This is a genomic window from Pseudomonas sp. MPR-R2A5 (genome assembly GCF_058793055.1).
Genome location: NZ_JBXAFK010000005.1, coordinates 89839 through 108502 on the forward strand (window position 1 = coordinate 89839; position 18664 = coordinate 108502).

General features: G+C 59.4%; 36 protein-coding genes and 1 pseudogene. 27 read left to right on the forward strand and 10 right to left on the reverse strand.

Annotated features, from left to right (window positions below; genetic code table 11):
• Nucleotides 1-74: 74 nt before the first annotated feature.
• The 8 genes and pseudogenes from AC1Q6I_RS05660 to AC1Q6I_RS05695 form a co-directional block, all read right to left on the reverse strand.
• Entirely contained in the window at nucleotides 75-230 is a 156-nt protein-coding gene (locus tag AC1Q6I_RS05660) for a hypothetical protein (RefSeq protein WP_173903799.1), read from the reverse strand.
• The gene (locus AC1Q6I_RS05665) at nucleotides 227-565 is read right to left on the reverse strand and encodes a hypothetical protein (RefSeq protein ID WP_102623453.1); all 339 of its coding nucleotides are present in this window, start codon (nucleotides 563-565) and stop codon (nucleotides 227-229) included. Before AC1Q6I_RS05665 ends, AC1Q6I_RS05660 begins: the two co-directional genes overlap by 4 nt.
• Nucleotides 562-1296 carry a metallophosphoesterase gene (locus AC1Q6I_RS05670; RefSeq protein ID WP_102623452.1) on the reverse strand — a complete coding sequence of 245 codons (735 nt, stop codon included), beginning with the start codon at nucleotides 1294-1296 and terminating at the stop codon, nucleotides 562-564. Before AC1Q6I_RS05670 ends, AC1Q6I_RS05665 begins: the two co-directional genes overlap by 4 nt.
• On the reverse strand, nucleotides 1293-2027 hold the full coding sequence (locus tag AC1Q6I_RS05675; protein WP_102623451.1) for a hypothetical protein: 735 nt from the start codon (nucleotides 2025-2027) through the stop codon (nucleotides 1293-1295). Before AC1Q6I_RS05675 ends, AC1Q6I_RS05670 begins: the two co-directional genes overlap by 4 nt.
• A 48-nt stretch (nucleotides 2028-2075) precedes the next feature.
• A complete protein-coding gene (locus AC1Q6I_RS05680) occupies nucleotides 2076-2759 on the reverse strand; it encodes an Arc family DNA-binding protein (protein WP_102623450.1) in 684 nt (227 codons plus the stop codon).
• A gap of 54 nt (nucleotides 2760-2813) precedes the next feature.
• Nucleotides 2814-2981: a DUF3927 family protein gene (locus AC1Q6I_RS05685; protein ID WP_173903800.1), complete on the reverse strand. Its 168-nt coding sequence runs from the start codon at nucleotides 2979-2981 to the stop codon at nucleotides 2814-2816.
• A 2-nt stretch (nucleotides 2982-2983) separates the two neighbouring features.
• Nucleotides 2984-3421 carry a tellurite resistance TerB family protein gene (locus AC1Q6I_RS05690; RefSeq protein WP_102623449.1) on the reverse strand — a complete coding sequence of 146 codons (438 nt, stop codon included), beginning with the start codon at nucleotides 3419-3421 and terminating at the stop codon, nucleotides 2984-2986.
• 166 nt (nucleotides 3422-3587) lie between these two features.
• Nucleotides 3588-3824: pseudogene (locus AC1Q6I_RS05695) on the reverse strand (sigma factor-like helix-turn-helix DNA-binding protein); the annotation flags it as partial.
• A 204-nt stretch (nucleotides 3825-4028) separates the two neighbouring features.
• Here AC1Q6I_RS05695 and AC1Q6I_RS05700 point away from each other — a divergent pair.
• Nucleotides 4029-4304, forward strand: a complete 276-nt coding sequence (locus AC1Q6I_RS05700) for a DUF1654 domain-containing protein (RefSeq protein ID WP_219730514.1) — start codon at nucleotides 4029-4031, stop codon at nucleotides 4302-4304.
• 32 nt (nucleotides 4305-4336) lie between these two features.
• On the opposite strand, the gene AC1Q6I_RS05705 is transcribed toward AC1Q6I_RS05700, so the two are convergent.
• Together AC1Q6I_RS05705 and AC1Q6I_RS05710 are read right to left on the reverse strand one after the other, a co-directional pair.
• Nucleotides 4337-4657 carry a hypothetical protein gene (locus AC1Q6I_RS05705; protein ID WP_102623447.1) on the reverse strand — a complete coding sequence of 107 codons (321 nt, stop codon included), beginning with the start codon at nucleotides 4655-4657 and terminating at the stop codon, nucleotides 4337-4339.
• A gap of 59 nt (nucleotides 4658-4716) precedes the next feature.
• Nucleotides 4717-5535, reverse strand: a complete 819-nt coding sequence (locus AC1Q6I_RS05710) for an XRE family transcriptional regulator (RefSeq protein WP_102623446.1) — start codon at nucleotides 5533-5535, stop codon at nucleotides 4717-4719.
• Nucleotides 5536-5625: 90 nt separating this feature from the next.
• Here AC1Q6I_RS05710 and AC1Q6I_RS05715 point away from each other — a divergent pair, with 90 nt between their 5' ends.
• The 26 genes from AC1Q6I_RS05715 to AC1Q6I_RS05840 all read left to right on the forward strand — a co-directional run bounded on the left by AC1Q6I_RS05715 (nucleotide 5626) and on the right by AC1Q6I_RS05840 (nucleotide 18662).
• Nucleotides 5626-5925: a transcriptional regulator gene (locus tag AC1Q6I_RS05715; RefSeq protein WP_102623445.1), complete on the forward strand. Its 300-nt coding sequence runs from the start codon at nucleotides 5626-5628 to the stop codon at nucleotides 5923-5925.
• Nucleotides 5926-6281: 356 nt separating this feature from the next.
• Entirely contained in the window at nucleotides 6282-6515 is a 234-nt protein-coding gene (locus AC1Q6I_RS05720; RefSeq protein ID WP_102623444.1) for a hypothetical protein, read from the forward strand.
• 8 nt (nucleotides 6516-6523) lie between these two features.
• Nucleotides 6524-6850, forward strand: coding sequence for a hypothetical protein (locus AC1Q6I_RS05725; RefSeq protein ID WP_102623443.1), 327 nt, complete (start codon nucleotides 6524-6526; stop codon nucleotides 6848-6850).
• Nucleotides 6847-7314 (forward strand): Cro/CI family transcriptional regulator, encoded by a 468-nt coding sequence (locus AC1Q6I_RS05730; RefSeq protein ID WP_173903801.1) that lies wholly within the window; start codon nucleotides 6847-6849, stop codon nucleotides 7312-7314. Before AC1Q6I_RS05725 ends, AC1Q6I_RS05730 begins: the two co-directional genes overlap by 4 nt.
• Nucleotides 7311-8045: a Rha family transcriptional regulator gene (locus AC1Q6I_RS05735; protein ID WP_102623442.1), complete on the forward strand. Its 735-nt coding sequence runs from the start codon at nucleotides 7311-7313 to the stop codon at nucleotides 8043-8045. Before AC1Q6I_RS05730 ends, AC1Q6I_RS05735 begins: the two co-directional genes overlap by 4 nt.
• Entirely contained in the window at nucleotides 8042-8635 is a 594-nt protein-coding gene (locus tag AC1Q6I_RS05740; RefSeq protein ID WP_102623441.1) for a hypothetical protein, read from the forward strand. The genes AC1Q6I_RS05735 and AC1Q6I_RS05740 overlap by 4 nt, the downstream gene beginning before the upstream one ends.
• Nucleotides 8632-8859 (forward strand): hypothetical protein, encoded by a 228-nt coding sequence (locus tag AC1Q6I_RS05745; RefSeq protein WP_102623440.1) that lies wholly within the window; start codon nucleotides 8632-8634, stop codon nucleotides 8857-8859. The genes AC1Q6I_RS05740 and AC1Q6I_RS05745 overlap by 4 nt, the downstream gene beginning before the upstream one ends.
• Entirely contained in the window at nucleotides 8856-9587 is a 732-nt protein-coding gene (locus AC1Q6I_RS05750; RefSeq protein ID WP_102623439.1) for a helix-turn-helix domain-containing protein, read from the forward strand. Before AC1Q6I_RS05745 ends, AC1Q6I_RS05750 begins: the two co-directional genes overlap by 4 nt.
• On the forward strand, nucleotides 9571-10368 hold the full coding sequence (locus AC1Q6I_RS05755; protein ID WP_102623438.1) for an ATP-binding protein: 798 nt from the start codon (nucleotides 9571-9573) through the stop codon (nucleotides 10366-10368). Before AC1Q6I_RS05750 ends, AC1Q6I_RS05755 begins: the two co-directional genes overlap by 17 nt.
• Complete coding sequence (locus AC1Q6I_RS05760; RefSeq protein ID WP_102623437.1) at nucleotides 10365-11738, forward strand: replicative DNA helicase; 1374 nt, start codon at nucleotides 10365-10367, stop codon at nucleotides 11736-11738. The genes AC1Q6I_RS05755 and AC1Q6I_RS05760 overlap by 4 nt, the downstream gene beginning before the upstream one ends.
• On the forward strand, nucleotides 11735-12226 hold the full coding sequence (locus AC1Q6I_RS05765) for a hypothetical protein (RefSeq protein ID WP_102623436.1): 492 nt from the start codon (nucleotides 11735-11737) through the stop codon (nucleotides 12224-12226). Before AC1Q6I_RS05760 ends, AC1Q6I_RS05765 begins: the two co-directional genes overlap by 4 nt.
• The gene (locus tag AC1Q6I_RS05770) at nucleotides 12223-12507 is read left to right on the forward strand and encodes a hypothetical protein (protein WP_102623435.1); all 285 of its coding nucleotides are present in this window, start codon (nucleotides 12223-12225) and stop codon (nucleotides 12505-12507) included. The genes AC1Q6I_RS05765 and AC1Q6I_RS05770 overlap by 4 nt, the downstream gene beginning before the upstream one ends.
• On the forward strand, nucleotides 12504-12848 hold the full coding sequence (locus AC1Q6I_RS05775) for a hypothetical protein (protein ID WP_102623434.1): 345 nt from the start codon (nucleotides 12504-12506) through the stop codon (nucleotides 12846-12848). Before AC1Q6I_RS05770 ends, AC1Q6I_RS05775 begins: the two co-directional genes overlap by 4 nt.
• Nucleotides 12845-13165, forward strand: coding sequence for a hypothetical protein (locus AC1Q6I_RS05780; protein WP_102623433.1), 321 nt, complete (start codon nucleotides 12845-12847; stop codon nucleotides 13163-13165). Before AC1Q6I_RS05775 ends, AC1Q6I_RS05780 begins: the two co-directional genes overlap by 4 nt.
• Before the next feature lie 319 nt (nucleotides 13166-13484).
• On the forward strand, nucleotides 13485-13631 hold the full coding sequence (locus AC1Q6I_RS05785; RefSeq protein WP_158244420.1) for a hypothetical protein: 147 nt from the start codon (nucleotides 13485-13487) through the stop codon (nucleotides 13629-13631).
• 10 nt (nucleotides 13632-13641) lie between these two features.
• Entirely contained in the window at nucleotides 13642-13920 is a 279-nt protein-coding gene (locus AC1Q6I_RS05790; protein ID WP_102623431.1) for a hypothetical protein, read from the forward strand.
• Between the two features lie 124 nt (nucleotides 13921-14044).
• The gene (locus AC1Q6I_RS05795) at nucleotides 14045-14296 is read left to right on the forward strand and encodes a holin (protein WP_102623430.1); all 252 of its coding nucleotides are present in this window, start codon (nucleotides 14045-14047) and stop codon (nucleotides 14294-14296) included.
• A complete protein-coding gene (locus AC1Q6I_RS05800) occupies nucleotides 14293-14808 on the forward strand; it encodes a glycoside hydrolase family protein (protein ID WP_256581197.1) in 516 nt (171 codons plus the stop codon). The genes AC1Q6I_RS05795 and AC1Q6I_RS05800 overlap by 4 nt, the downstream gene beginning before the upstream one ends.
• Before the next feature lie 25 nt (nucleotides 14809-14833).
• Nucleotides 14834-15187 carry a crAss001_48 related protein gene (locus AC1Q6I_RS05805; RefSeq protein ID WP_102623429.1) on the forward strand — a complete coding sequence of 118 codons (354 nt, stop codon included), beginning with the start codon at nucleotides 14834-14836 and terminating at the stop codon, nucleotides 15185-15187.
• Nucleotides 15188-15228: 41 nt separating this feature from the next.
• Entirely contained in the window at nucleotides 15229-15642 is a 414-nt protein-coding gene (locus AC1Q6I_RS05810; protein WP_256581198.1) for a lysis system i-spanin subunit Rz, read from the forward strand.
• Nucleotides 15643-15719: 77 nt separating this feature from the next.
• Nucleotides 15720-15947 carry a hypothetical protein gene (locus AC1Q6I_RS05815; protein WP_102623427.1) on the forward strand — a complete coding sequence of 76 codons (228 nt, stop codon included), beginning with the start codon at nucleotides 15720-15722 and terminating at the stop codon, nucleotides 15945-15947.
• Nucleotides 15948-15997: 50 nt separating this feature from the next.
• Nucleotides 15998-16435: a hypothetical protein gene (locus AC1Q6I_RS05820; protein ID WP_102623426.1), complete on the forward strand. Its 438-nt coding sequence runs from the start codon at nucleotides 15998-16000 to the stop codon at nucleotides 16433-16435.
• Between the two features lie 4 nt (nucleotides 16436-16439).
• The gene (locus AC1Q6I_RS05825) at nucleotides 16440-16649 is read left to right on the forward strand and encodes a hypothetical protein (RefSeq protein ID WP_102623425.1); all 210 of its coding nucleotides are present in this window, start codon (nucleotides 16440-16442) and stop codon (nucleotides 16647-16649) included.
• Nucleotides 16646-18241: a portal protein gene (locus AC1Q6I_RS05830; protein WP_102623424.1), complete on the forward strand. Its 1596-nt coding sequence runs from the start codon at nucleotides 16646-16648 to the stop codon at nucleotides 18239-18241. The genes AC1Q6I_RS05825 and AC1Q6I_RS05830 overlap by 4 nt, the downstream gene beginning before the upstream one ends.
• Nucleotides 18238-18426 (forward strand): hypothetical protein, encoded by a 189-nt coding sequence (locus AC1Q6I_RS05835; protein WP_102623423.1) that lies wholly within the window; start codon nucleotides 18238-18240, stop codon nucleotides 18424-18426. Before AC1Q6I_RS05830 ends, AC1Q6I_RS05835 begins: the two co-directional genes overlap by 4 nt.
• Nucleotides 18423-18662 (forward strand): hypothetical protein, encoded by a 240-nt coding sequence (locus AC1Q6I_RS05840; RefSeq protein WP_207238090.1) that lies wholly within the window; start codon nucleotides 18423-18425, stop codon nucleotides 18660-18662. Before AC1Q6I_RS05835 ends, AC1Q6I_RS05840 begins: the two co-directional genes overlap by 4 nt.
• Nucleotides 18663-18664 lie beyond the last annotated feature (2 nt).

Consider the following 18664-nt stretch of genomic DNA (forward strand, 5'->3'; position numbering starts at 1 on the left):
CGTTAGATGTGACCTAGGTGCACTCTTGCTTGTTGCGCGCCACGTTTTTGTTTATCGCAAATCGTGGCGCGAATTTAAGATCGGTTGAAGTGGTCGGCCAGCACCCGGCGTGCGTCGACCCCGCACGATGCCGACATAGCGTAGATCTGGCCGAACGTGGTTTCCCGACGCTGCAGGGCGTTGAACAGCTCGATCAGGCGCTGGCCCTTGGTGCTGTTGTGGCGGTTCATAGTTGGAACCCCTTTTCATATGACCCACCTGCCGATGCGCTAACTTGCGATTTTGCGCAAGTTGACGATTCGCTGGTTTCGCGCGGCAGTGGGGCGGCCACTTGAAGTCCTTTTTTCGGACCTGAATCGGCGTGAGAGTCCCGGCCTACCTCGCTTGATGGGGTGGCGGTGGGGTGGCCTTGAAATGAGCCATCTGGCAAGCAGCTGATCCCTGTGTTGTTCAAGATCCAGCAGGTGACGCCGCGCACGCTGTCGTGCTGGACGTCGATCAATTGCTCGCCGGCGGTGGTCTGGCCAGCGATCAGCAGCAGGATCATTGTGATGATGGTTTTCATGGCCGCTCCTCCCAGTCCCAGTTCAGTTTCGGATTGACCGGCGGGTGGCACTGCAACGTACCCAGGTCGATCAGTGTGAAGTGACCACCCATCCAGGCCCCGGTGTCGATGTGATACACGTTGCCGAGGATTGCCGGCTGGCGCACCGGGGTGTGCCCGACAATGACCGCGCGCACGCCGCTGACCCCTTCATGGTTTTCGTCCGTGATACGGCTGCGCGACCACTGGCAAACAGCATCCACGTTCAGCAGGCCCGGCATCTGGCCGTTGAGCGCATCGCGCAGCATCGACCACACAGGGAAGGGGCAATCGGCATGTACGATCCCTACAAGGCCCTCGCCCGTCACAACTTCAATCGCGATCGGGAGGTCAGCCAGCAACGCGGCATAGCAGCCACGCTCAACAGATGGCAGGCCCAGCATCCAGGCACCACCGTTCGCGACATGCAGGTTGCCCGCGCGGCCATCAGGGTCGAAGTGATAGGCGTCGTACACCATCGCCTCATGGTTGCCCTGGACGGCGAAGAACCACGGCTTGGCCAGCCAGGTGTCCACGTCGGCAGACTCGGGCCCGCGGTCCACCAGATCGCCGACACTGAACAGTCGATCAATGGCAGGATTGAACCCGGCCGCATCCAGTGCTGCCTGGAGTTTGGTGAAGTGTCCGTGCACATCACCGACGGCGAAGTCGCGGCCCGTGGTGTTGAGTTCGAATCGCTTGAATTTGTTCATGCTCGTGCCTCCCCTGCGATCATCGCCAGCTTGGCCAGCAGGTCATCAGTGCGTCCGTAGAAGCGCCCGGTGTCTTCGTTGATGAACTGGCCCAGCACCTCGGCCACCGCCGGGCTGGCGGTCAATCCGCCCAGTTCACACACTGCTACGTTCGCAGCAATATCCGTCGATGGCTCATGCACGAAGGCGTCGGCCTTGATCTGCAGGACCTTCACCGGCCGTATCCCGTTGCAGCCGCTGACCCAATTGGTGTCCGGCACCGCCCATGGATACATACCCATCAGCCATGCCGTAGCCGCGTTCTCTTTCTGGGTGCTGGACCAATACTGATGGGAGCCACGGAACGCCTGCGGCGCGGCCTCACATATGCGGTGATTCCAATCTGGCAGCTGTAGCAGGTTACCCCGCATCAGGTTCAGCTCTTCAATGCTCGGGATATGCCAGCCCCAGGTGCCCCGGATGTTCATGCCCAGCACCTTGGTTGCGATGGTGCTGCCCTCGGCGCTCATGGCCAGGGTGTTCGCCATTCCGTCAAATCGGTGTGTTGCACCACGGATGCGTGGTCGCGGGCCTTCGTGGTCCCACCAGTGGGCGGCGGTCTCGAATTCCTGACCAGCATCGATAAGTGCAAACTCGGCACCGTCGAAGTAGATCCGGCCTGCGTAGAAGCCGCCGGCGAACGGTTGGCCGATAGCGGGCAGGGCGGCGGGTGATATTTGGCGGCGTTTCATCGCGCTATCTCCAGTGCGGCCGAAGCCGCAGAAGCAATAAATGAATTATTAAATAGGCAGCCTGCGGACGGGGCGGACACGGAGCTCGTAGAACTTGGCGTTGGTGTCCTGAAAGCCATCACCGAAGTACATGTCGAATGCGCTGTAGGCTGAGCGCTGCGAGCTGCTCCAGTACGCCTCGTTGGCGAAGCTCTCCGGGATGTACAGCCATGCGTGACTCAGTTCGCCGATGCTTGGCAGATAGAAGTCTTGGTGACCGTCGGCCGTGTAGTTCACTGCTGTTTCGGCGGCAGGGCTTGGGGCGTCGTGGTCGATCAGGGCGGCGGTGTTTGCTCGACCGTCGGTGCGACTGGTCACCAGATCGAAACCGGTTTTGCTCCAGGCGTGTCCGCCCACGTCCTCAGCAGCGAACACGACGTGGCACAAACCTTCCGGGTACTCGCGGCGACCGCCATAGATGCCGCCTTGGCCTGGCCAGTATTCGCCGATCGCTGGTGGAACAATACCTGCCGGCGAAGGTTGGGTAGGGGTAGCGACTGCGTTGGCCAGAACACTCAACAGGATCTGTTGCTGGTGTTGGCCGTCCAGGTACTGGCGCACGGCCCGGACGAACACGCTGTTCATGCTTCGGTCGTCGGCATTGGCCGCGGCTTCGATTTCGGCGCGCAGGCCGTCCGGAAGGCGTACCACAAACTTGTCAGCGGTGCGTGAATCGTAATTTGGTGAACTCATGGTGTTCTCCTGGCCGACTCCACAAAATTGCGGAGTCGCCGTTGTTGGGTAGACTCAGTTTGGCTTTGACTTGCCGGCCATCAGCACCACCAACAGCAGGACAACCAGGACCAGGTCGCCCACCATTGATAGGATGCGACTGGCCGAGTCGACGAAGACAACGCCACCGGCGAGCCCGTAGGCTGCCAGCGAGCGTGCCTTGGTACCGAACTTGGCCAGCATGGTTACAGGTAGTCTTTGAGGTTGAGGTTCATGATCTTGGCGGCCTTTTCCAGCACCACCATCTCGGCGGGCTCGATCTCGCCGTCAGCCTCGGCCACGGTAAGCATGAAATTCAGGACGGTTGCGGCGTCGTCGACGCTGTGGGCCAGGTCCTTCAATTCCTTTTCGGCGTTCTGGCGGATGATGCGCGGGCCGCCGTCGTTGAAGTCGGCCTTTGCGCGATCGATGGTGTTGCTCAGCTCAGCGCCGAAGCCCTTGAGCGCCGCCGAGTTGTTGATCAGTTTCTCGATTTTTTCGAGCTCTTCCTTCTCGATGTCGCCATCAGCCGAAGCGACGTAGAACACGCCGTAAACCGAAGCCTGCATCAGGTCACGATTAGTCATCACGGCCAGGGCCTGACGTGCTTCGCCGGATTTTTTGCCAAACAATTTACCGAGCATGGGTGTTTCCTCTTTCGTGGGTGGGGTGAATCTTTTTCGAGGCCGAAAGAATCCCGGCCGCGTTGTTGGCTTTCGCGAAAATATGTGAGTAAAGGCTCTGGCTTTAGGCCAGGAAGACCCCTTCGCAATCAGAATTTTGTTGCTGTGGATCGGGCGTAAATGTGTGGATGAGGCCGCGCTTGAACGCTTCCATCACCAGGCCGCGAATGCTGCGGACGCCGAGCTTGAACTTCGCATCGTCCAGGCGCTTCGAGACTGCGCCAGGAGTAATACCCATCAACCGTGCGATCTCCTTGGCCGTCAGGTCATTGGCGGCATAGAGGGTCGCTTCCAGTTCGCGCGGAGCCAGGCCCCGGCCAAGAGAGCCAGCCCAGTTACCGGCGGTGATGGTTGCAATGTTCATGCGTAAGGCTCCATAGGGTTGCGTTGGGGCAAATATAGGTCAGCCTTTATTGTGGTGTCAACAGGCATACCTTTATTTTTCATTGAGCACCACATGCACCTTCACTTTGGGTACGCTTATGTTTCGCTGTATAGATATACAGTTAATCGGGAGGTGAAAGTGGCTAAGGCGAGAAGACAAGCGGACCCGGCAGACCGGCATATCATGAGCGGCGTAGAGCGCTTGGGCTTGCGGGTTTCATCAATGATCAACCATCCCACGGCTCAGCATCAGCGCTGGGTGACAATCCACCGGCTTGATACAGACGGTGATCGTGAGTGGGAGGAGGTAATGGGGCGCCTGGCTGAGACCGACGACATTGAAATGATTTTCAATGATGAAAGTGAGTCGGTGACGCTGAGGTGGGAGGCGGCATCGGACGATGACCGTCCTGCTGAGGCAGCTGACTTTGAAGTGCTGGAAGAGGTGCCGGTTTTTTAGCAGGGGTGAGCTGTATATATTCCGCTATGTAATTACTTCACGAACCAGCAGCCGATCGCGCAGGCGGTACCGATAAAGCCGGTGATTGGCTGTGTGAGCACCATAGTTTTTGCGCCTTCCCCCGAGCCAGCAGCGGCCTTTGCCATCAGCCCAACGAAAAAAGACAGGCCGATAAAGATCGCGATCGTCCACCAGCTGAACGCGTAGGCAGAACGCCAAATCAGGGACACGAATGCAGGAACCGCAATCACTCCAAAGAAAACGCCGATCGTTCCTGAGTGGCCAAACTTTTGAGACGTCCCTAGGACGATCAGGCAGAACAAGCCAACGACAATTATTGATCCAATCAGCATGTGCAGAGCTCCATTAATCCAAAAAGGCTGGGTTGTGTTAACCCGGCCGTGTCAGGCAATCATGCCTTTCTGGCGTTCCAGATGAGCAGCACCTTGGCGTGAATAGTCACATCCTCAGAGCGTGCTTCCTGGTCTTTGTGCTTGGTGTTGTCCGAGATCAGCCATAGGCGCTCAGCATCCAGAACCTGCAGGCGTTTGATGTATAGCAGGCCATGCCAGGTGATAACGTAAATCCCGTCTCCGACAAACTCATTGACTCCGCGATCAACAATCACCGGGTCTTTGTCGTTTATGGTCCCTTCCATGCTCTGCCCCCAGCCAGTGATCACCGCGAGTGCTGAAAGGGACGTATAGGTGATCCCTTTCTCCAGCAAGACGTCCTCACGAACAACAAGGTTGCGAACTGCCTCGTTGTAATCGGCCGGAACCTGTCCGTGCCCCATGGATGCACGGATATCGTACTGCGGGATCAGGATCTCATCCGGCTTTACCTTCAGGAATGGCAATTCATCCCCAACTCCGCCTGGAGGCTGCAATGACTCTCCATCGATCGCGGATAGAATTTTGCTGCGGGCTTCGTCAGGTAGGCCTTTCCCAATCCTTGTGAGCATTGATCGGATCTGATCAGCCGAGCTCATGCGTGAGTCCTCCTGAACTTGTGGTCGCACGCCGGCTTCCGCGAATCCAACGCCCTCAGCAAGCCATAGCGGATCAACGCCACAGATCGTGGCTATTTTCACAAGATATGCGCTCGTACGGGACAAGCCACGCTCAATTTCAGACACGGATGCCTGTTTGATACCGGCTTTATCGGCAAGCTCAGACTGAGTCAGGCCGGCCCTTTTTCGAGCGTATTTAAGACGATCTTTAAGTTCCATAGCGGCTCAATTTAATGGTTTGCCTTTTAGCTTGCAAAAAGGAGTGCCTTTAAAATACAGTAAAGGCATACCTCTATTAGGTCGTGCGAGATGGCGAATGTATTTGAAGAGCTGACTACCTTCTTCGGCGGGCAGGTCCCTCTGGCGAAAGCGTTAGGTGTAACCCAGGGAACCGTTAGCGGATGGGTCAGGGGGGTTCATGGCTGCTCGGCAGAAATCGCTTTCTTGATCGAGCGCAAAACCGGTGGGAAGTTTTTGGCGTCCCGGCTCCGTCCATCGTTGGCAAGCGCCTCGCCAACCCTGAATCAAACGATACGCCAAGCCTCATCGAATGGTCAGTCCGTTGATGATGCTGTGAATCCATCCAGTATAAAAAGATGCGTCGCGTAGTGATCACGCAGACCATTGAACATTATCGCCAGCGCATCGTCTGGCCTTGCATTCCTGGAGACCGTGCTATGCGCGCCCAAGCATCTATTCCGCCCGCCCAACCTGGGTAGGTCGCAGCTCTCTCACTGAGAGGTTGCATAAATTTGTGACGTGTAACGATGGGTTGGACCTGAAAGACACGCACAAAAAAGCCCGCTGTTGGAGGCGGGCTTCTTAATCGTCACTTGGTTGGACAAGTGATTAGGTACTTCTTCGTTCTGGAGAACGATATGTCACACCAAAAAAATACCACTACGCCATCAAACGTGCAACTCCCGAAGCTCAAGCCTTGCGCTTTTGGGATGGAGTACACCGAGATGTTCAGCATCAACCCGGAAGCAAACTTGATTGATGCGCTCTCTATTGCATCCGATCTGTCCGACGGCATCAGCCAGTTGTGTAGCCGCCTGGCTTACGCGATCAACGATGGCGAGATCGCTTATCTGTCTGAGGTTCGCACCCTGGGCTTCATTGGCGACGTTGTATCTGCGCTCACTCGTTCGGCCGAGCGCGGACTCAAGGCTGCATACGAAGCGGAGGACGCCCAATGAAGCCTCCAATGTGGAACCAACTGCTGGTCGATGTCGAAAAGATCTTCCCCGCTCAGTCAGCCAAAGGGGCAAAACTCAGTCCTGAACAGGTTGAACAACTCAAGTGCGTTGAGAACGCCAACGACAACTTCCAGATCAGCACGCTGCACGGTGTTGCGGCTATCGGCGAACTCATCGTGCATGCAGCAAATCACGGCGAACTGTCCGATGAGCTCGCTATGAGCGCCGGCTGGCTGGTCAATTCTTTGGCTCTTCTGTCGATGTCAATGGCCGAGGCCGGCGCTGCCGCCGCTTACAAGCTGCAGAACATCCCTCACCAGGGAGCCGCCAAATGAACGGACCACTACCAACCATGCAAGAGGCCGCTCAAGAAGCTGAGTTTCAGCTGCTCGCAGCTAAAGATGTGCTCGAGTGGCAGCACGCACTGATCAAGGCCATTCACCTGGATCACCTGCACGCTGGCGGAAAAGGGATTGCCACCTTGTTTGAGGTGGCGAAGTACTTCAGCGACACCGGTTTCGGCGGTGTTTACAGCGCTATCGACCAATTCAAGGATCTCGGCGAATCCGCGCCACAAAACGCGCAATACGAAAACGTGGCGCGCATTCCGTTGGAGGCATTTGCATCTGGCCGTCACGCATCCACTGCTCGTCGACTAGGTATGTCGCAAGGTTCGCTCAGCAAGGCGATCAGGGAAGGTCGCTCGATCTTTGTGTCAGAAGGGTCGGAAGGCGAACTGCGGGCTTATGAAGAAAAGGAGTTCCCGGGCCAGCGCCGGGAATCGGAGGGCGCCCAATGACCATCGCAAAATTCCAAGGCGGCGATGCCGTCACCATGTCTTCGCGTGAAATTGCCGAGCTGACCGAAAAGCGTCACGACCACGTCAAGCGTGACATTGAAAACATGCTTGCCGAGCTGAAACAAGATATCCCCAGTTTTGGGGGCATCTATTTGGACAGCATGAATCGGGAGCAGGTCGAGTACCACCTCGACAAGGAGCTGACCGAAACCTTGATCACCGGCTACAGCATCCCGTTGCGGCACAAAGTGATTCGTCGGCTTAACGATCTGGAAGGGCAGGCCGCGCGCCCAATGACCCAAGCCGAGATCACCGCCGCCAATGCGAACCATCTGGTGGCGGTCGAGCGTCAGCAGCGTGAGCAACAGGTGGCGCTCGAGCGGATAGAGCGCCGCGTCGAGGACTTGAGCCAGACGACGGTGTGGGATCACTGCCCGCAGAACTGCCAGTCCCTGACCCGCATCAAGGAAACCATGTTGGCGCGCCACGGCCTTTCCGGCGCCGTTGTCGACTACGTGCTGAAGGTCTGGCCAAACCAGCCCAATCCCGCCGGTATGGTCCGCAACGGCCACGAGGAAGCGCTGGGCTCTCAGTACCTGGTCTGGTCCAAGAGCCACGTCACGGCCGCATTCCACCGGTTTGTTTCCGAATCCACCATGGTCACCGCCACCCAGGCGACCCACCCATATTTTGAGGGCCGGTTCCGCCTGGTCCAGAAGGTGCCCAAATGAGCAACGTATTGAATTTTCCACCGCAGGTACTGCCCGTTGAGCATATCGACGAGGCCCTGTTCGAAAAAAATAACGACGCAGCCTTGTTGCTTAAGTGTTTCGAAGTAGTGAAGGACGTATTGGACGTGATCGCCGAGCCCGAGTATTCCATTGAAGACGGCGATGACACTCACATCGACCTCTACCGCGCCTACTATGCGCTCAAAGTCTTATTCCGGCGGCGCACCGGGCACGATGCCGCGCAGGTAGCCAAGGATCACTTCGACGCAATGGGCCGTCACCTGCTGGCGGGTGAGCCTCGCCCCGATAACAAAATACCCATCGTCGTGTACCCGGCCGAGTGCTTGCCGGACGAAGCGTTCGACGGCCTGACTGATCAACAGCTGGCTTGCTCGGCGTTCAACTACAGCGACCGCGTTCGGCGCCTGCTCAGCGAGCACTCTCCGACTGGCCTGGCGCTTGACGAGGCCAGGACCTTCTCCATTGATTCCAGCACCGCGCTCCGCCTACTGGTATTGCGGTTGTCTGGCGGCTCACTGGAATCCATGGCCGAGCAAATCAGCCGCAAACCAGGGGAGACGCTGCAATGACCATCATCAACCCTCATGCCCCCCCCCAGGACGCCCGTACAGCGCCGGTAATCGTCGGGCCCTGGCCGAGCTATGCCGCGTTCGCCGATCTGCCGGAGCATCAGCGCTGGAAGATGTACAGCGGCGCCAAGGCCCACCGCGAGATGCTGGAACAGGCGGGCTTCGTCATGAGTGAGAACTATGACGACTTCGTGCGCCGGGTAACGCGGGAGCTCAACGTATGAGCATGGATCTGATGGTCAGGGCCATGAAAACCAAGGTGGGCAACCCGTTGCGCAAGCTGGTGCTGGTCAAGCTGGCCGATAACGCCAGCGACCAGGGAGAGTGTTGGCCGTCGTACCAGCATATCGCTGACCAGTGCGAGATCGACCGTAGCACTGTTCGTAGGCATATCAAGCAGTTAGCCGAGCAAGGGTTGTTGCGAGTGGAGAATCGCGACGGCCCAAAGGGAAACTCTTCAAACCTGTACTTCCTGACCCTCGGGGGTGTAGGCCAAAAAAGCACACCTGTAGGCACAGAAAGCACAGGTGGGGGCACACCGCCTACAGGGGGTGTAGGCACAGAAAGCACCAGAACCAGTCACTCTTCTGAACCAGTCAAGGAACCTAAAACCTTGTGTGCCCAAGGTGATGAATTGGCTGAAGCCTTCGAGGTGTTCTGGAAGCTGTACCCCAACAAGAAATCGAAGAAGGACGCTCGCAAGACATGGGAGAAGCTCAAGCCAAGCGCTGAACTTCGCCAAACCCTAATGACCGCCCTGGGCAGCCACCGCGTTTCTCGCGACTGGACCAAGGATGACGGGCAGTACGTGCCGATGGCGTCGACCTGGCTGAACGGTGAGCGCTGGACCGACGTACTCAAGCCCGCCGGCTCCACACAGACCGCTTTCAACAACCTGCCCAACCACACACCCGACATGTACCAAGGAGGCGAAGATGGCCCAGCGTTCTAACTTTCGTCGCCAGCCAGAGCAACGTACCTTCGCCGGCGAGTGCCCAGTCCACGGCAAGGTTGATCGCTCCGAGGTTGAGCAGTTCAACGGCACCATGGCTGTGCGCCCATGCAAGGAGTGCCAGTTCCACGGCCTGCGCGTAGCGCCACGAGGCAGCGAAGAACACTCGCAGGCGCTGGCCAACCTGCAAGCCGAAAGCGTCAACAGCGCGCTTGTAGGCTCTGGCATCACGCCTCGGTTTGCCGACAGCACCTTCGCTACCTACCGTCCCACAACTCCGGAAATGAAGCTGGCGCTGGAAACTTGCCAGGGATACGCCGACAGCTTCGGCGAGCACTTCCAGGCCGGCCGCAACCTGTTGCTCTGTGGCAATGTCGGTAACGGTAAGACGCACCTGGCCAGTGGCATCGTCCAACACGTCATTCGCCATCACCGGGCCGTGGCGGTGATCACCACCGCCTCCGAAATCATCCGCGTCTTCAAGCGCTCGATGGACCGCAACGCCGGGTACACCGAGGGCGACGTGATCAGCGAACTGGCGAGTTTCGACCTGCTGGTGATCGATGAGGTTGGCGCCCAGGCCGGTACCCATTACGAGCTTTCGGTTCTGCATGAGGTGCTGGATCGTCGTTACAACCTGATCCGGCCGACGGTTGTGGTGTCAAACCTCAGCGCCCAAGGCCTGAGCCAGTACATCGGCGAGAGAGCCCTTGACCGTCTGCGTGAGAACAAGGCGCTGCTGGTCGGCTTCACCTGGGCATCGGCACGGGGGCGCGTATGAGCGAATATCGCGAGTTGTACAGCGATGAGGCCGAACACGCGCTGCTCGGGTCGCTGATGCTGGATGGCGAGTTGTTCGACTCGATCACCGCCGCGGTTACAGCTGCCGATTTCCACGATCCGGAAAACGCGGCGCTGTTCCAGGTGATGCTGGATCTGCACGCCACTGGTGCTCCGGTTGATCCTGTCACCCTTCACGACTTCAAGCCGGTCCTCCCGAGTGGCGGCACAACCATTGCGTATGCCGGTGAGCTGGCGAGGAACACGCCCAGCACCGCCAATTGGAAGGCGTATGCCCGCACTGTTGCAGAACGGGCAGTGCTTCGCCGCCTGGTTGAAGCTGCCGATGCGGTTCGCGATTCGGCGAACGAGAACCGGCCGGTTGCAGAGATCATTGCCAGTGCTCAACAAGCGATGGCGGACCTGCGCGATCTGGATACTGGTGAGCCGGATTACAAGCGCATGGATGAAGTGGTAGCCAGAAACATCGACATCATTGACGCCAAGTACAACGGGAGCGTGCAGGCAGGGCTATCCACCGGCCTGGTGGATCTGGACAAGCTGGTCCGTGGGTTGCGCAAAAAAACCGTGACCATCGTTGCGGGCCTGCCGGGCAGCGGTAAGACAACCCTCGGCCTGCAGATAGCCCAGCATATCTCTTGCACCGGCCTCGGCGTCGGCATGGTGTTCTCGTTGGAAATGCCAGAAGAGGAGTTGGCCAACCGAGCGCTGGCGTCACTTGGCAGCATAGACCTGCAGGTACTCGACAACGGGAAGCTGGAGGACGACGACTGGCCTCGGCTGACCTCCGCGGTCAACAAGATCATGGACAAGCCCCTTTACGTCAGCGACAAGTCTGGACTCACCGTCGCGCGCATTCGGAGTATCTGTCGCCAGGTCAAGCGTAAGCACGGCCTGGACGTGGTGGTCATCGACTATATCGGTCTGATCGGATCAGACGGCAAGGCATTCAATCGAACTTCCGAACTGGGCAAGATCTCGACCGGCATCGTGAACATCGCCAAGGAATTGGAGGTGCCAGTGATCCTGTTGGCCCAACTCAACCGCGATTCGACCAAGCGCCCTAGCAAAAAGCCGATCGCCTCAGACCTGCGCGACTCCGGACAGATCGAGGCGGACGCCCACTGCATCATCCTGGTTCACCGAGACATGGACAGCGAGGAGGGTCAGAACGGTGCGACTGAACTGCTCATGCCTAAGTGCAGGCACGCGCCGGTCGGTTCGTGCGTTGTTCAGCAGCAGGGCAAGTTCGCCCGATTCGTCAACTTCGCAGGCCGCGAACCCACCCAGGAAGAGGTGGAGATTAGCCGCCCCTTCGCCGAACAGTACAAGGGGAGAAAGAAACCATGAAGCCATTCGCTTTTTTGCGGCGCTCCATTGCAACAAAAGACATCAGTCAGCCCTTGGCTGGCGGGCTGGTGATCACTGTGGCCAAGCGTAGCGACGTTGCAGTTCGCCGCCAACCGCAGATCGGGCCATGCGATATGCCGGCGACATTGGCCGAGTGCGATGCCCTGGAGGAAAGGCTCTGCCGCGACTCAATCCGTCTGGAGTGCCAGTTGGGGATCGCGAAAGGCAAATCCCAGGCCGAAGGCGAGTACGCCGATCCTCACTGGTACCACAAAGCAAGCGCCGCGCTGAAACATATCAAGCGCGATCGTCAGCGCCTCGCCGTGCACATGAAACAACTGCGCATAGCCGCCCGGCGCACAGACCCGCATTGGCAGGGGCGTGACCAGGCACTGATCCGCGCGCTGCGTGACGAACTGCCGGAAGGGCGTTTTGACCAGATCGTCGAGGAAGTTGAAATGAACATCGAAGCGGGGATACCCCAATGAACAGTGTCATCAACGCAATTCCACGCAAGGTGTTGCAGCCATTCGAGCGTGATCTGCTCCGCGCTGGTAATCGCATGCTGCTGGAGGAAACCAACGGGCGTATCGGCTCTGCAGCGCTCATGGACCTTGTGACGGATTGGTTGGCTCACCGCTCGGCCATGGGGTTTGAGCAATTCGCCAAGGCCTGGATCACTCAGGGAGGTGCCAAGAACAAGATCGCCGAAAGGCTTCTACGCCAGATGTTCGGCATGGATGAACCAGACCCAAGGAGAGCTGCATGAAGCCAGAACTGCACTGGTCGTGCTTCGACCTTGCGGGTGGCTGGGTGATGTTCGGCGTGGACGCTTACCTGTCCACGCCAGCTGAACCGGAAAGCCTGCTCGCCTACCGACGCGCCGTTGATCCGTCCGAGATCCTTGGCGCTGAAAATCCGGGAATGGCATTCGCCGAAGTTATAACCGAAATGAAGGGAAGGATTGAAGCGGGGCTTGGATTGACCACGCAACCGCTGTGTGCCTCGCGCGCGCACGCGTTTGAGGGGGAGGGCGCAGGCGTCACAACCCCAGAGTTCATGGCGGAGTTTATAAAAAACTACCGTGCCGCAATTGAAGGTGATCAATGAACGCTACCCATGCCTTGCCCAAGACGATCGCGCAACAGATTGCAGCGCGAGCCGAGGTGATCAGGATCGCAGAGCCATACATGGGGCGGATGCTCACCATCCTGAGCTTGACCATGCCAACCATGACGATGACCCGGCATGAGGGTCATGTATCAATCGAAACCAGTTACCCGCCAGAGGTTCAGGGTGCACTTGATCGGATACAGGTCATGTGTAGCGAGGCAGTGCGCCGATACCTTGAGCGAGAGGGCTTTGTGTATGGATCGATGTATGGTGGCGACTTAAAATCGCACGGGGCCTATGATATTCATGACTAGTTCGACTCCTTGTATGGGCGTCGAACCAGGTATTGAACGCAATGCTGCCTGTATGGCGCACCACGAAGGCGGGGTCTGAATGAGAAACCCGATCCATCCAAGCCAGCTCGATCTGTGCTTTCCGCCGGCACTAGACACCGCCGTGGAAACTCGCCACGGCCAGGTAGTTGCGCGCTTGTCGATACCTCGGCGCGAGAGGCCGCGAACAGTTCCGCAGGTTGAGCGCCGGGTTGACTGGTTCAAGGTCATCACGCAGCTATCACGTGCCGGGTACTCGCCACACATAGTCTCCGACCGAATAGCGGTCCCGCGCTCAACCTTGATCGGGTGGAAGCAAGGCGCCGAACCCCGTTACACCGAAGGCGAGCGCCTGGTAACCCTCTGGTGCCAGGTCATGCGCCGGGATCGCTCCAAACTGCCCATGGTCGCCGTCGGTGACTGGTGGGCTTATCACTCCAAGGCTTGAGGGCTGAACCATGAACACCGGTAATCAAGAACTGCACGACATGCGCGTGCTTTGCTCGGAACAAGCGCTGCAGATCCGCAACAAGGAACTGGAGATACTCTCGCTCAAGTCCAAAGTGGGCACGCTCGAGACCAAACTCGACCGCACGAACCCAACGTCCGTGCATTCACAGATGGCATTTGTGGAGCGCATGCAGGGGCTTGGGTACAACACGGAGCGCTTCGAGGGCGCGTATGTCAGCAAGATCACCCAGGAGTTCTGGGAGTGCTGGCAGGCTTCCCGCGCATGAAATAGTCGGGATTCCGACACCTGACCCCGACGACTCTTACGGTCATCGCAGCCCAGCCAACTAGCGCTGGGCTTTTTTTTGACCCTGGAGGCCGACCATGAAGGCGCCAGTTAGGAGTAACAGCATGGCCAACCCTGCGCCGGAAAGCATCGTTGAGGTAGTCGGCGCATCAGTCGCGAGCAAAGGGATGCTCACGGGCGGCGCTGTTGGCCTGGTGGGATTCTTCTCCCAGGTGAACTGGATAGGCGTGTCAGGCGTTGTCATTGCGGTGGTGGGCCTGGTGATCAACGTGTATTTCCAGTGGCGCAAGGATCACCGCGAGTCCCTGGAGAGCGCCGCACGCATTGAAGCGCTGCGCGAGCGTGCCAGGTCGTGAGCCCCCAACTGCGCCAACGCATCGCCGTAGGGCTGCTCAGCATCAGCGCTGCCGGCTTCGCTACCTGGCAGGCCAGCGAAGGCCTGACCACCACCGCCGCCATCCCCACCAAGGGCGACGTTCCCACCATTGGACACGGCTCCACTCGCTACGAGGACGGCTCGCCAGTCCGCATGGGCGACACCATCACACCGCAGCGTGCCGAGGTCCTGGCCCGCAACCTGAACAGCCAGGCCGAGAAGCAATTCGCCGCATCCCTCCCGGGCGTGAAGCTCCACCAGGATGAGTTCGATATCTACATGGACTTCGTTGGCCAGTTCGGCATGGGCACCTGGCGCGCGGGCTCACCGCGCCGTGACCTGCTGGCCGGCAACTACGCCCAGGCCTGTCACGACCTGCTCAAGTACCGCTTTGCTGCTGGCTTCGACTGCTCAACACCGGGCAACAAACGGTGCTGGGGCGTCTGGACCCGTCAGCTTGAACGCCATGCCAAGTGCATGGCTGCGCAGTAATCCCCCAAACCCCGAGGCAATCCCCATGACTCAACACTACGTCGGCACCAAGATCGTTATGGCCTGGTCCCAGGACAAGGACGGCCAACCCGGCTACACCGTCAAGTACAGCGACGGGTACACCAGTTTTTGCCCCAAGGCTCAGTTCGAAGAAGCCAACGTCGCTATCGGTCACGTCGGTCACCTGCCGCCACATCAGCAACGCGTGATCGCCGAGCGTGAGCAGCTGGCCGACCGCATCCAGAAGCTGGAAGCGTTCCTGCACACCGATCTGTACGCCAGCCTGCCCGATGACGAGCAACAGCTGCTCAAGATGCAGGCCGATGCGATGGTGCTGTACCTGGGCATCATCAACACCCGCACGTCGAAGTTCGCCTGACCATGGGCGCCGTGGCTCGCTATCTCGTTGCAGGCCTTGCCATGGCGCTTGTGCTGGCACTCTGGCGTCTCGACCATGTCAGCACCAGTCTGGACACCGCAACGGAGCGTGTAGGCGTGCTGGAGGCTGCCAACGCATCACGCAAGGCCACTCAGCGCCTGCTGATCCAACTCGACACCGACAACACGAAGGTACTCACCGATGCTCAAGCCCAGAACAAAGCCCTTCTTGCTCGCGTTGGCGCTGGCGCTCAGCGGCTGTCAGTCCCAGCCCGCTGCCCCGTCGTGCGAGCCAGCCCAGGCCCCGGCCGCGTGGATGATGCAGAAGCGCGCGCCGAACTTGACCCAGCGGCTGGTCAACGAATTGTCGCCATCGCCGGCGACGGAGACGAGGCCATCATTGCCCTAAACAGCTTGATTGATTGGGTCAACACCGCCTGCCTCCCTCGCAAATAGTCGGGAACCCGACAGCCTCCCCATCCGATCCTTGGCCCTCAATTCGTTGATTCCCCATCAGCAAGAGGGCTTTACCCATGCCAGTAGCAACCCCGCGCCGCGTAGACATCGATGACCTGAATCAGGCAATCAGCCTGATCGACGCCGCTGCCCGAGTATCCGCAGCTCTCCCGACCCTTACCCGTCTCGATGTGCAGGACGCCTACAACAGCCTGGCGCTGGACCTGGTGGCATTCGCCAAAGAGCTGATCAAAACCGAAATCCCGGCAGCGCCTGAAGCACTAGCACTCAAAGCCGCCGAGTAATCCCCCATCGCCCGGCCACGTGCCGGGCTTTGCACATCAGGAGAAGGCACATGCCAGCCCCAGACCTTACCCCGCAGACCCCAGGCGATCCGCTCGCCAATGCCATCAGCACCGCCACGGCCAGCACCGGCAACCAGGATGCCAACGAGCAGGCCACCGCCAACGCCCAGGCACCAGCCGTTCCAGACTTCACCGCCAAGCACAACGGCGGCGGCCGCTGGGTCGTGATCGACGCCAACGCTCCGCAAGTGGACGGCAAAGACGTGAAGATCGGCGACTTCACCGGCACCAAGGACGAAGCCCTGGCCGAAGCCGTGCGCTTGAGTGAAGGCGGCGAACCGCTGGTACTGGACCCCAAGCGCGAGAACGAGTCGAAGCCAGCCGTCACCGCCACGGCCAGCACCGGCACCATCGATGCAACCACGCTCAAGCAGGCTGTCATGACGCCCGAAGGCTGGTTGTGCCCTGAGCCAGTAGCCAAGGGGTAACGACATGGGAAGCAAGAAGCAAAAGGCCCCGGCCGTCGTCGCGCCACCCGATCCAGCCATCGAGGCCCAGAAAGCTGCCGACGCTGCAGCCGTGAAGGCCAACGAAGAAACCGCCACCCGCAAGAAGCGCAAGGCCGAGAGCAGCCTGCTCACGTCTGGCGCCGCTGGTACCGGCAGTGTCCTATCCCAAGGCAAGAGCACCCTCGGCCAATGAACGCATCCCAGATCTGCAAAACGTTGAGCACCTTGAAGTCGCTGCGCTCGCCGCATGAGCAGACCTGGCGCGACTGTTACGACCACAGCTACCCGATTCGGGGTAGTGGCTTTTGCACTGAGCAGATCACGGCCATGGAGGCGCAGATGCGCAAGGCCAGGATGATCGATGGCACCACCACGGACGCGGCCCGGATTCTGTCGTCCGGGATCATGTCGGGCCTGACCCCGGCCAACTCGCTGTGGTTCGGCATGGATGTTGGCCAGGAAAGCGAGGATGAGCGCCGGTGGCTGGATGATTCGGCGGACATCCTGTGGCAGAACATCCACGCATCCAACTTCGACGCGGCCGCCTTTGAGGGGCTTATCGACGTTGTGTGCGCTGGGTGGTTCGCCCTGTACATCGATCAGGACATGGAGAAGGGCGGTTTTACCTTCGACCTGTGGCCGATTGCGAGCGTCTACTGCTCGGCATCGAAGGCCGGCGGCAAGATCGACACCGTGTATCGAGAGTACAAGCTCACGGCAGAGCAGGCGGCGAACGAGTTCGGCGAAGGGAACGTGAGCGACGTCACCCGCAGGCTGGCCAAGGACAAGCCACAGGAAATGGTGAAGTTCATTCACGCCATTTACCCGCGCAGCACCTACATGGTTGGCGCCAAGCTGGCGAAGAACATGCCCGTTGCTTCCTGCAAGGTCGAGGTAGACCAGAAGCACCTGGTCAGCGAGTCGGGCTATCACGAAATGCCCGTCGTTGTGCCGCGCTGGATGATGATCCCCGACAGCGTTTACGCCGTGGGCCCGGTGTTCGATGCCCTTCCGGACTCGCGCACCTTGAACGAGCTGTGCCGGATGGACCTGGCAGCCGGCGACCTGGCCATCGCAGGTATGTGGATTGCCGAGGACGACGGTGTATTGAACCCCCGAACCGTCAAGGTCGGGCCGCGCAAGATCATCGTGGCCAACTCTGTGGACAGCATGAAGCCGCTACAGAGCGGGTCCAACTTCCAATACGCCGAGACCAAGATCCAGCGCCTGCAGGGCTCCATCCGCAAGATCCTGATGGCCGATCAGCTCCAGGCCCAGGACGGCCCGGCGATGACCGCCACCGAGGTGCACGTGCGGGTGAACCTGATTCGCCAGTTGCTCGGCCCGGTGTATGGCCGACTGCAAACCGAGTACCTGCAACCCATGATCGAACGGTGCTTCGGCATCGCCTACCGCGCCGGCATCCTGGGTGAAGCCCCGGAATCTCTGGCTGGTCGTAACTTCACCGTGCGTTACCTGTCGCCGCTGGCCCGCTCCCAGAAACTGGAAGAGGTCACCGCCATCGATCAATTCGTTGCTGGTGCTGCCGCCCTGGTCCAAGTCGACCCGACCGTTATGGACAACATCGATCTGGATGAGGCCCAGCGCTTCAAGGGCGAGGCGTTGGGTGTTCCGTCGTCCGTCATCCGAAGCAAAGCCGACCGCGACAAGCTGCGCCAGGACCGCGCCGACGCCCAGCAGCAAGCCCAGGAGCAGGCGCAACAGCAACTCATGCAGCAGCAGGCCGGCGAAGCCGCAATGAAACAGCAGGGGGCCGCAGCGTGATCGATGATCCGAGAGACGCCAAAGATCTGGACGAGGCATCACGCAACCCGGACGGCACCTATAACGGTCTTAGGGCCTTGTCGTGGCTTAGTCGGGCATTGACCGGGGGAAAGGGTATTCCCCTTGAGGAAGTAGAGCAGATCGCCGCCGAAGCCAAGGCCAAAGCACAGGAGAAAGCCAAGTGACGCCGGAACAGATCGACGCGATGTTCAAGCGCGTATTCGAGGATCACCACGAAGGTGCCATGTGCTTTGAGCTGCTGTTGCAGCGCTTCGCCAAGAACGCCTGCACCGTCGGCGGTATCGACGCCATCCTCACCACCTACAAGCAAGCCGGGGCCCGTGAAGTCCTGGACCACGTTGTAAACCGCATCAACCGCGCCAACGGCGTTCAAGCCGATCCCAACGAGCAAGAGGAATAACC

Excerpts from the sequence above, each read along its gene's own strand:
- AC1Q6I_RS05815 (WP_102623427.1), top strand. The coding sequence starts at position 15,720 with ATGCCAGTAGCAACCCCGCGCCGCGTAGACATCGATGACCTGAATCAG.
- AC1Q6I_RS05810 (WP_256581198.1), top strand. The coding sequence starts at position 15,229 with ATGGCGCTTGTGCTGGCACTCTGGCGTCTCGACCATGTCAGCACCAGT.
- AC1Q6I_RS05795 (WP_102623430.1), top strand. The coding sequence starts at position 14,045 with ATGGCCAACCCTGCGCCGGAAAGCATCGTTGAGGTAGTCGGCGCATCA.
- AC1Q6I_RS05765 (WP_102623436.1), top strand. The coding sequence starts at position 11,735 with ATGAAGCCATTCGCTTTTTTGCGGCGCTCCATTGCAACAAAAGACATC.
- AC1Q6I_RS05665 (WP_102623453.1), bottom strand. The coding sequence starts at position 565 with ATGAAAACCATCATCACAATGATCCTGCTGCTGATCGCTGGCCAGACC.
- AC1Q6I_RS05730 (WP_173903801.1), top strand. The coding sequence starts at position 6,847 with ATGAACGGACCACTACCAACCATGCAAGAGGCCGCTCAAGAAGCTGAG.
- AC1Q6I_RS05745 (WP_102623440.1), top strand. The coding sequence starts at position 8,632 with ATGACCATCATCAACCCTCATGCCCCCCCCCAGGACGCCCGTACAGCG.
- AC1Q6I_RS05780 (WP_102623433.1), top strand. The coding sequence starts at position 12,845 with ATGAACGCTACCCATGCCTTGCCCAAGACGATCGCGCAACAGATTGCA.
- AC1Q6I_RS05690 (WP_102623449.1), bottom strand. The coding sequence starts at position 3,421 with ATGCTCGGTAAATTGTTTGGCAAAAAATCCGGCGAAGCACGTCAGGCC.
- AC1Q6I_RS05670 (WP_102623452.1), bottom strand. The coding sequence starts at position 1,296 with ATGAACAAATTCAAGCGATTCGAACTCAACACCACGGGCCGCGACTTC.
- AC1Q6I_RS05660 (WP_173903799.1), bottom strand. The coding sequence starts at position 230 with ATGAACCGCCACAACAGCACCAAGGGCCAGCGCCTGATCGAGCTGTTC.
- AC1Q6I_RS05820 (WP_102623426.1), top strand. The coding sequence starts at position 15,998 with ATGCCAGCCCCAGACCTTACCCCGCAGACCCCAGGCGATCCGCTCGCC.
- AC1Q6I_RS05685 (WP_173903800.1), bottom strand. The coding sequence starts at position 2,981 with ATGCTGGCCAAGTTCGGTACCAAGGCACGCTCGCTGGCAGCCTACGGG.
- AC1Q6I_RS05715 (WP_102623445.1), top strand. The coding sequence starts at position 5,626 with ATGGCGAATGTATTTGAAGAGCTGACTACCTTCTTCGGCGGGCAGGTC.
- AC1Q6I_RS05790 (WP_102623431.1), top strand. The coding sequence starts at position 13,642 with ATGAACACCGGTAATCAAGAACTGCACGACATGCGCGTGCTTTGCTCG.
- AC1Q6I_RS05720 (WP_102623444.1), top strand. The coding sequence starts at position 6,282 with ATGTTCAGCATCAACCCGGAAGCAAACTTGATTGATGCGCTCTCTATT.
- AC1Q6I_RS05755 (WP_102623438.1), top strand. The coding sequence starts at position 9,571 with ATGGCCCAGCGTTCTAACTTTCGTCGCCAGCCAGAGCAACGTACCTTC.
- AC1Q6I_RS05735 (WP_102623442.1), top strand. The coding sequence starts at position 7,311 with ATGACCATCGCAAAATTCCAAGGCGGCGATGCCGTCACCATGTCTTCG.
- AC1Q6I_RS05740 (WP_102623441.1), top strand. The coding sequence starts at position 8,042 with ATGAGCAACGTATTGAATTTTCCACCGCAGGTACTGCCCGTTGAGCAT.
- AC1Q6I_RS05725 (WP_102623443.1), top strand. The coding sequence starts at position 6,524 with ATGTGGAACCAACTGCTGGTCGATGTCGAAAAGATCTTCCCCGCTCAG.
- AC1Q6I_RS05710 (WP_102623446.1), bottom strand. The coding sequence starts at position 5,535 with ATGGAACTTAAAGATCGTCTTAAATACGCTCGAAAAAGGGCCGGCCTG.
- AC1Q6I_RS05675 (WP_102623451.1), bottom strand. The coding sequence starts at position 2,027 with ATGAAACGCCGCCAAATATCACCCGCCGCCCTGCCCGCTATCGGCCAA.
- AC1Q6I_RS05770 (WP_102623435.1), top strand. The coding sequence starts at position 12,223 with ATGAACAGTGTCATCAACGCAATTCCACGCAAGGTGTTGCAGCCATTC.
- AC1Q6I_RS05805 (WP_102623429.1), top strand. The coding sequence starts at position 14,834 with ATGACTCAACACTACGTCGGCACCAAGATCGTTATGGCCTGGTCCCAG.
- AC1Q6I_RS05680 (WP_102623450.1), bottom strand. The coding sequence starts at position 2,759 with ATGAGTTCACCAAATTACGATTCACGCACCGCTGACAAGTTTGTGGTA.
- AC1Q6I_RS05775 (WP_102623434.1), top strand. The coding sequence starts at position 12,504 with ATGAAGCCAGAACTGCACTGGTCGTGCTTCGACCTTGCGGGTGGCTGG.
- AC1Q6I_RS05825 (WP_102623425.1), top strand. The coding sequence starts at position 16,440 with ATGGGAAGCAAGAAGCAAAAGGCCCCGGCCGTCGTCGCGCCACCCGAT.
- AC1Q6I_RS05705 (WP_102623447.1), bottom strand. The coding sequence starts at position 4,657 with ATGCTGATTGGATCAATAATTGTCGTTGGCTTGTTCTGCCTGATCGTC.
- AC1Q6I_RS05830 (WP_102623424.1), top strand. The coding sequence starts at position 16,646 with ATGAACGCATCCCAGATCTGCAAAACGTTGAGCACCTTGAAGTCGCTG.
- AC1Q6I_RS05750 (WP_102623439.1), top strand. The coding sequence starts at position 8,856 with ATGAGCATGGATCTGATGGTCAGGGCCATGAAAACCAAGGTGGGCAAC.
- AC1Q6I_RS05760 (WP_102623437.1), top strand. The coding sequence starts at position 10,365 with ATGAGCGAATATCGCGAGTTGTACAGCGATGAGGCCGAACACGCGCTG.
- AC1Q6I_RS05700 (WP_219730514.1), top strand. The coding sequence starts at position 4,029 with ATGAGCGGCGTAGAGCGCTTGGGCTTGCGGGTTTCATCAATGATCAAC.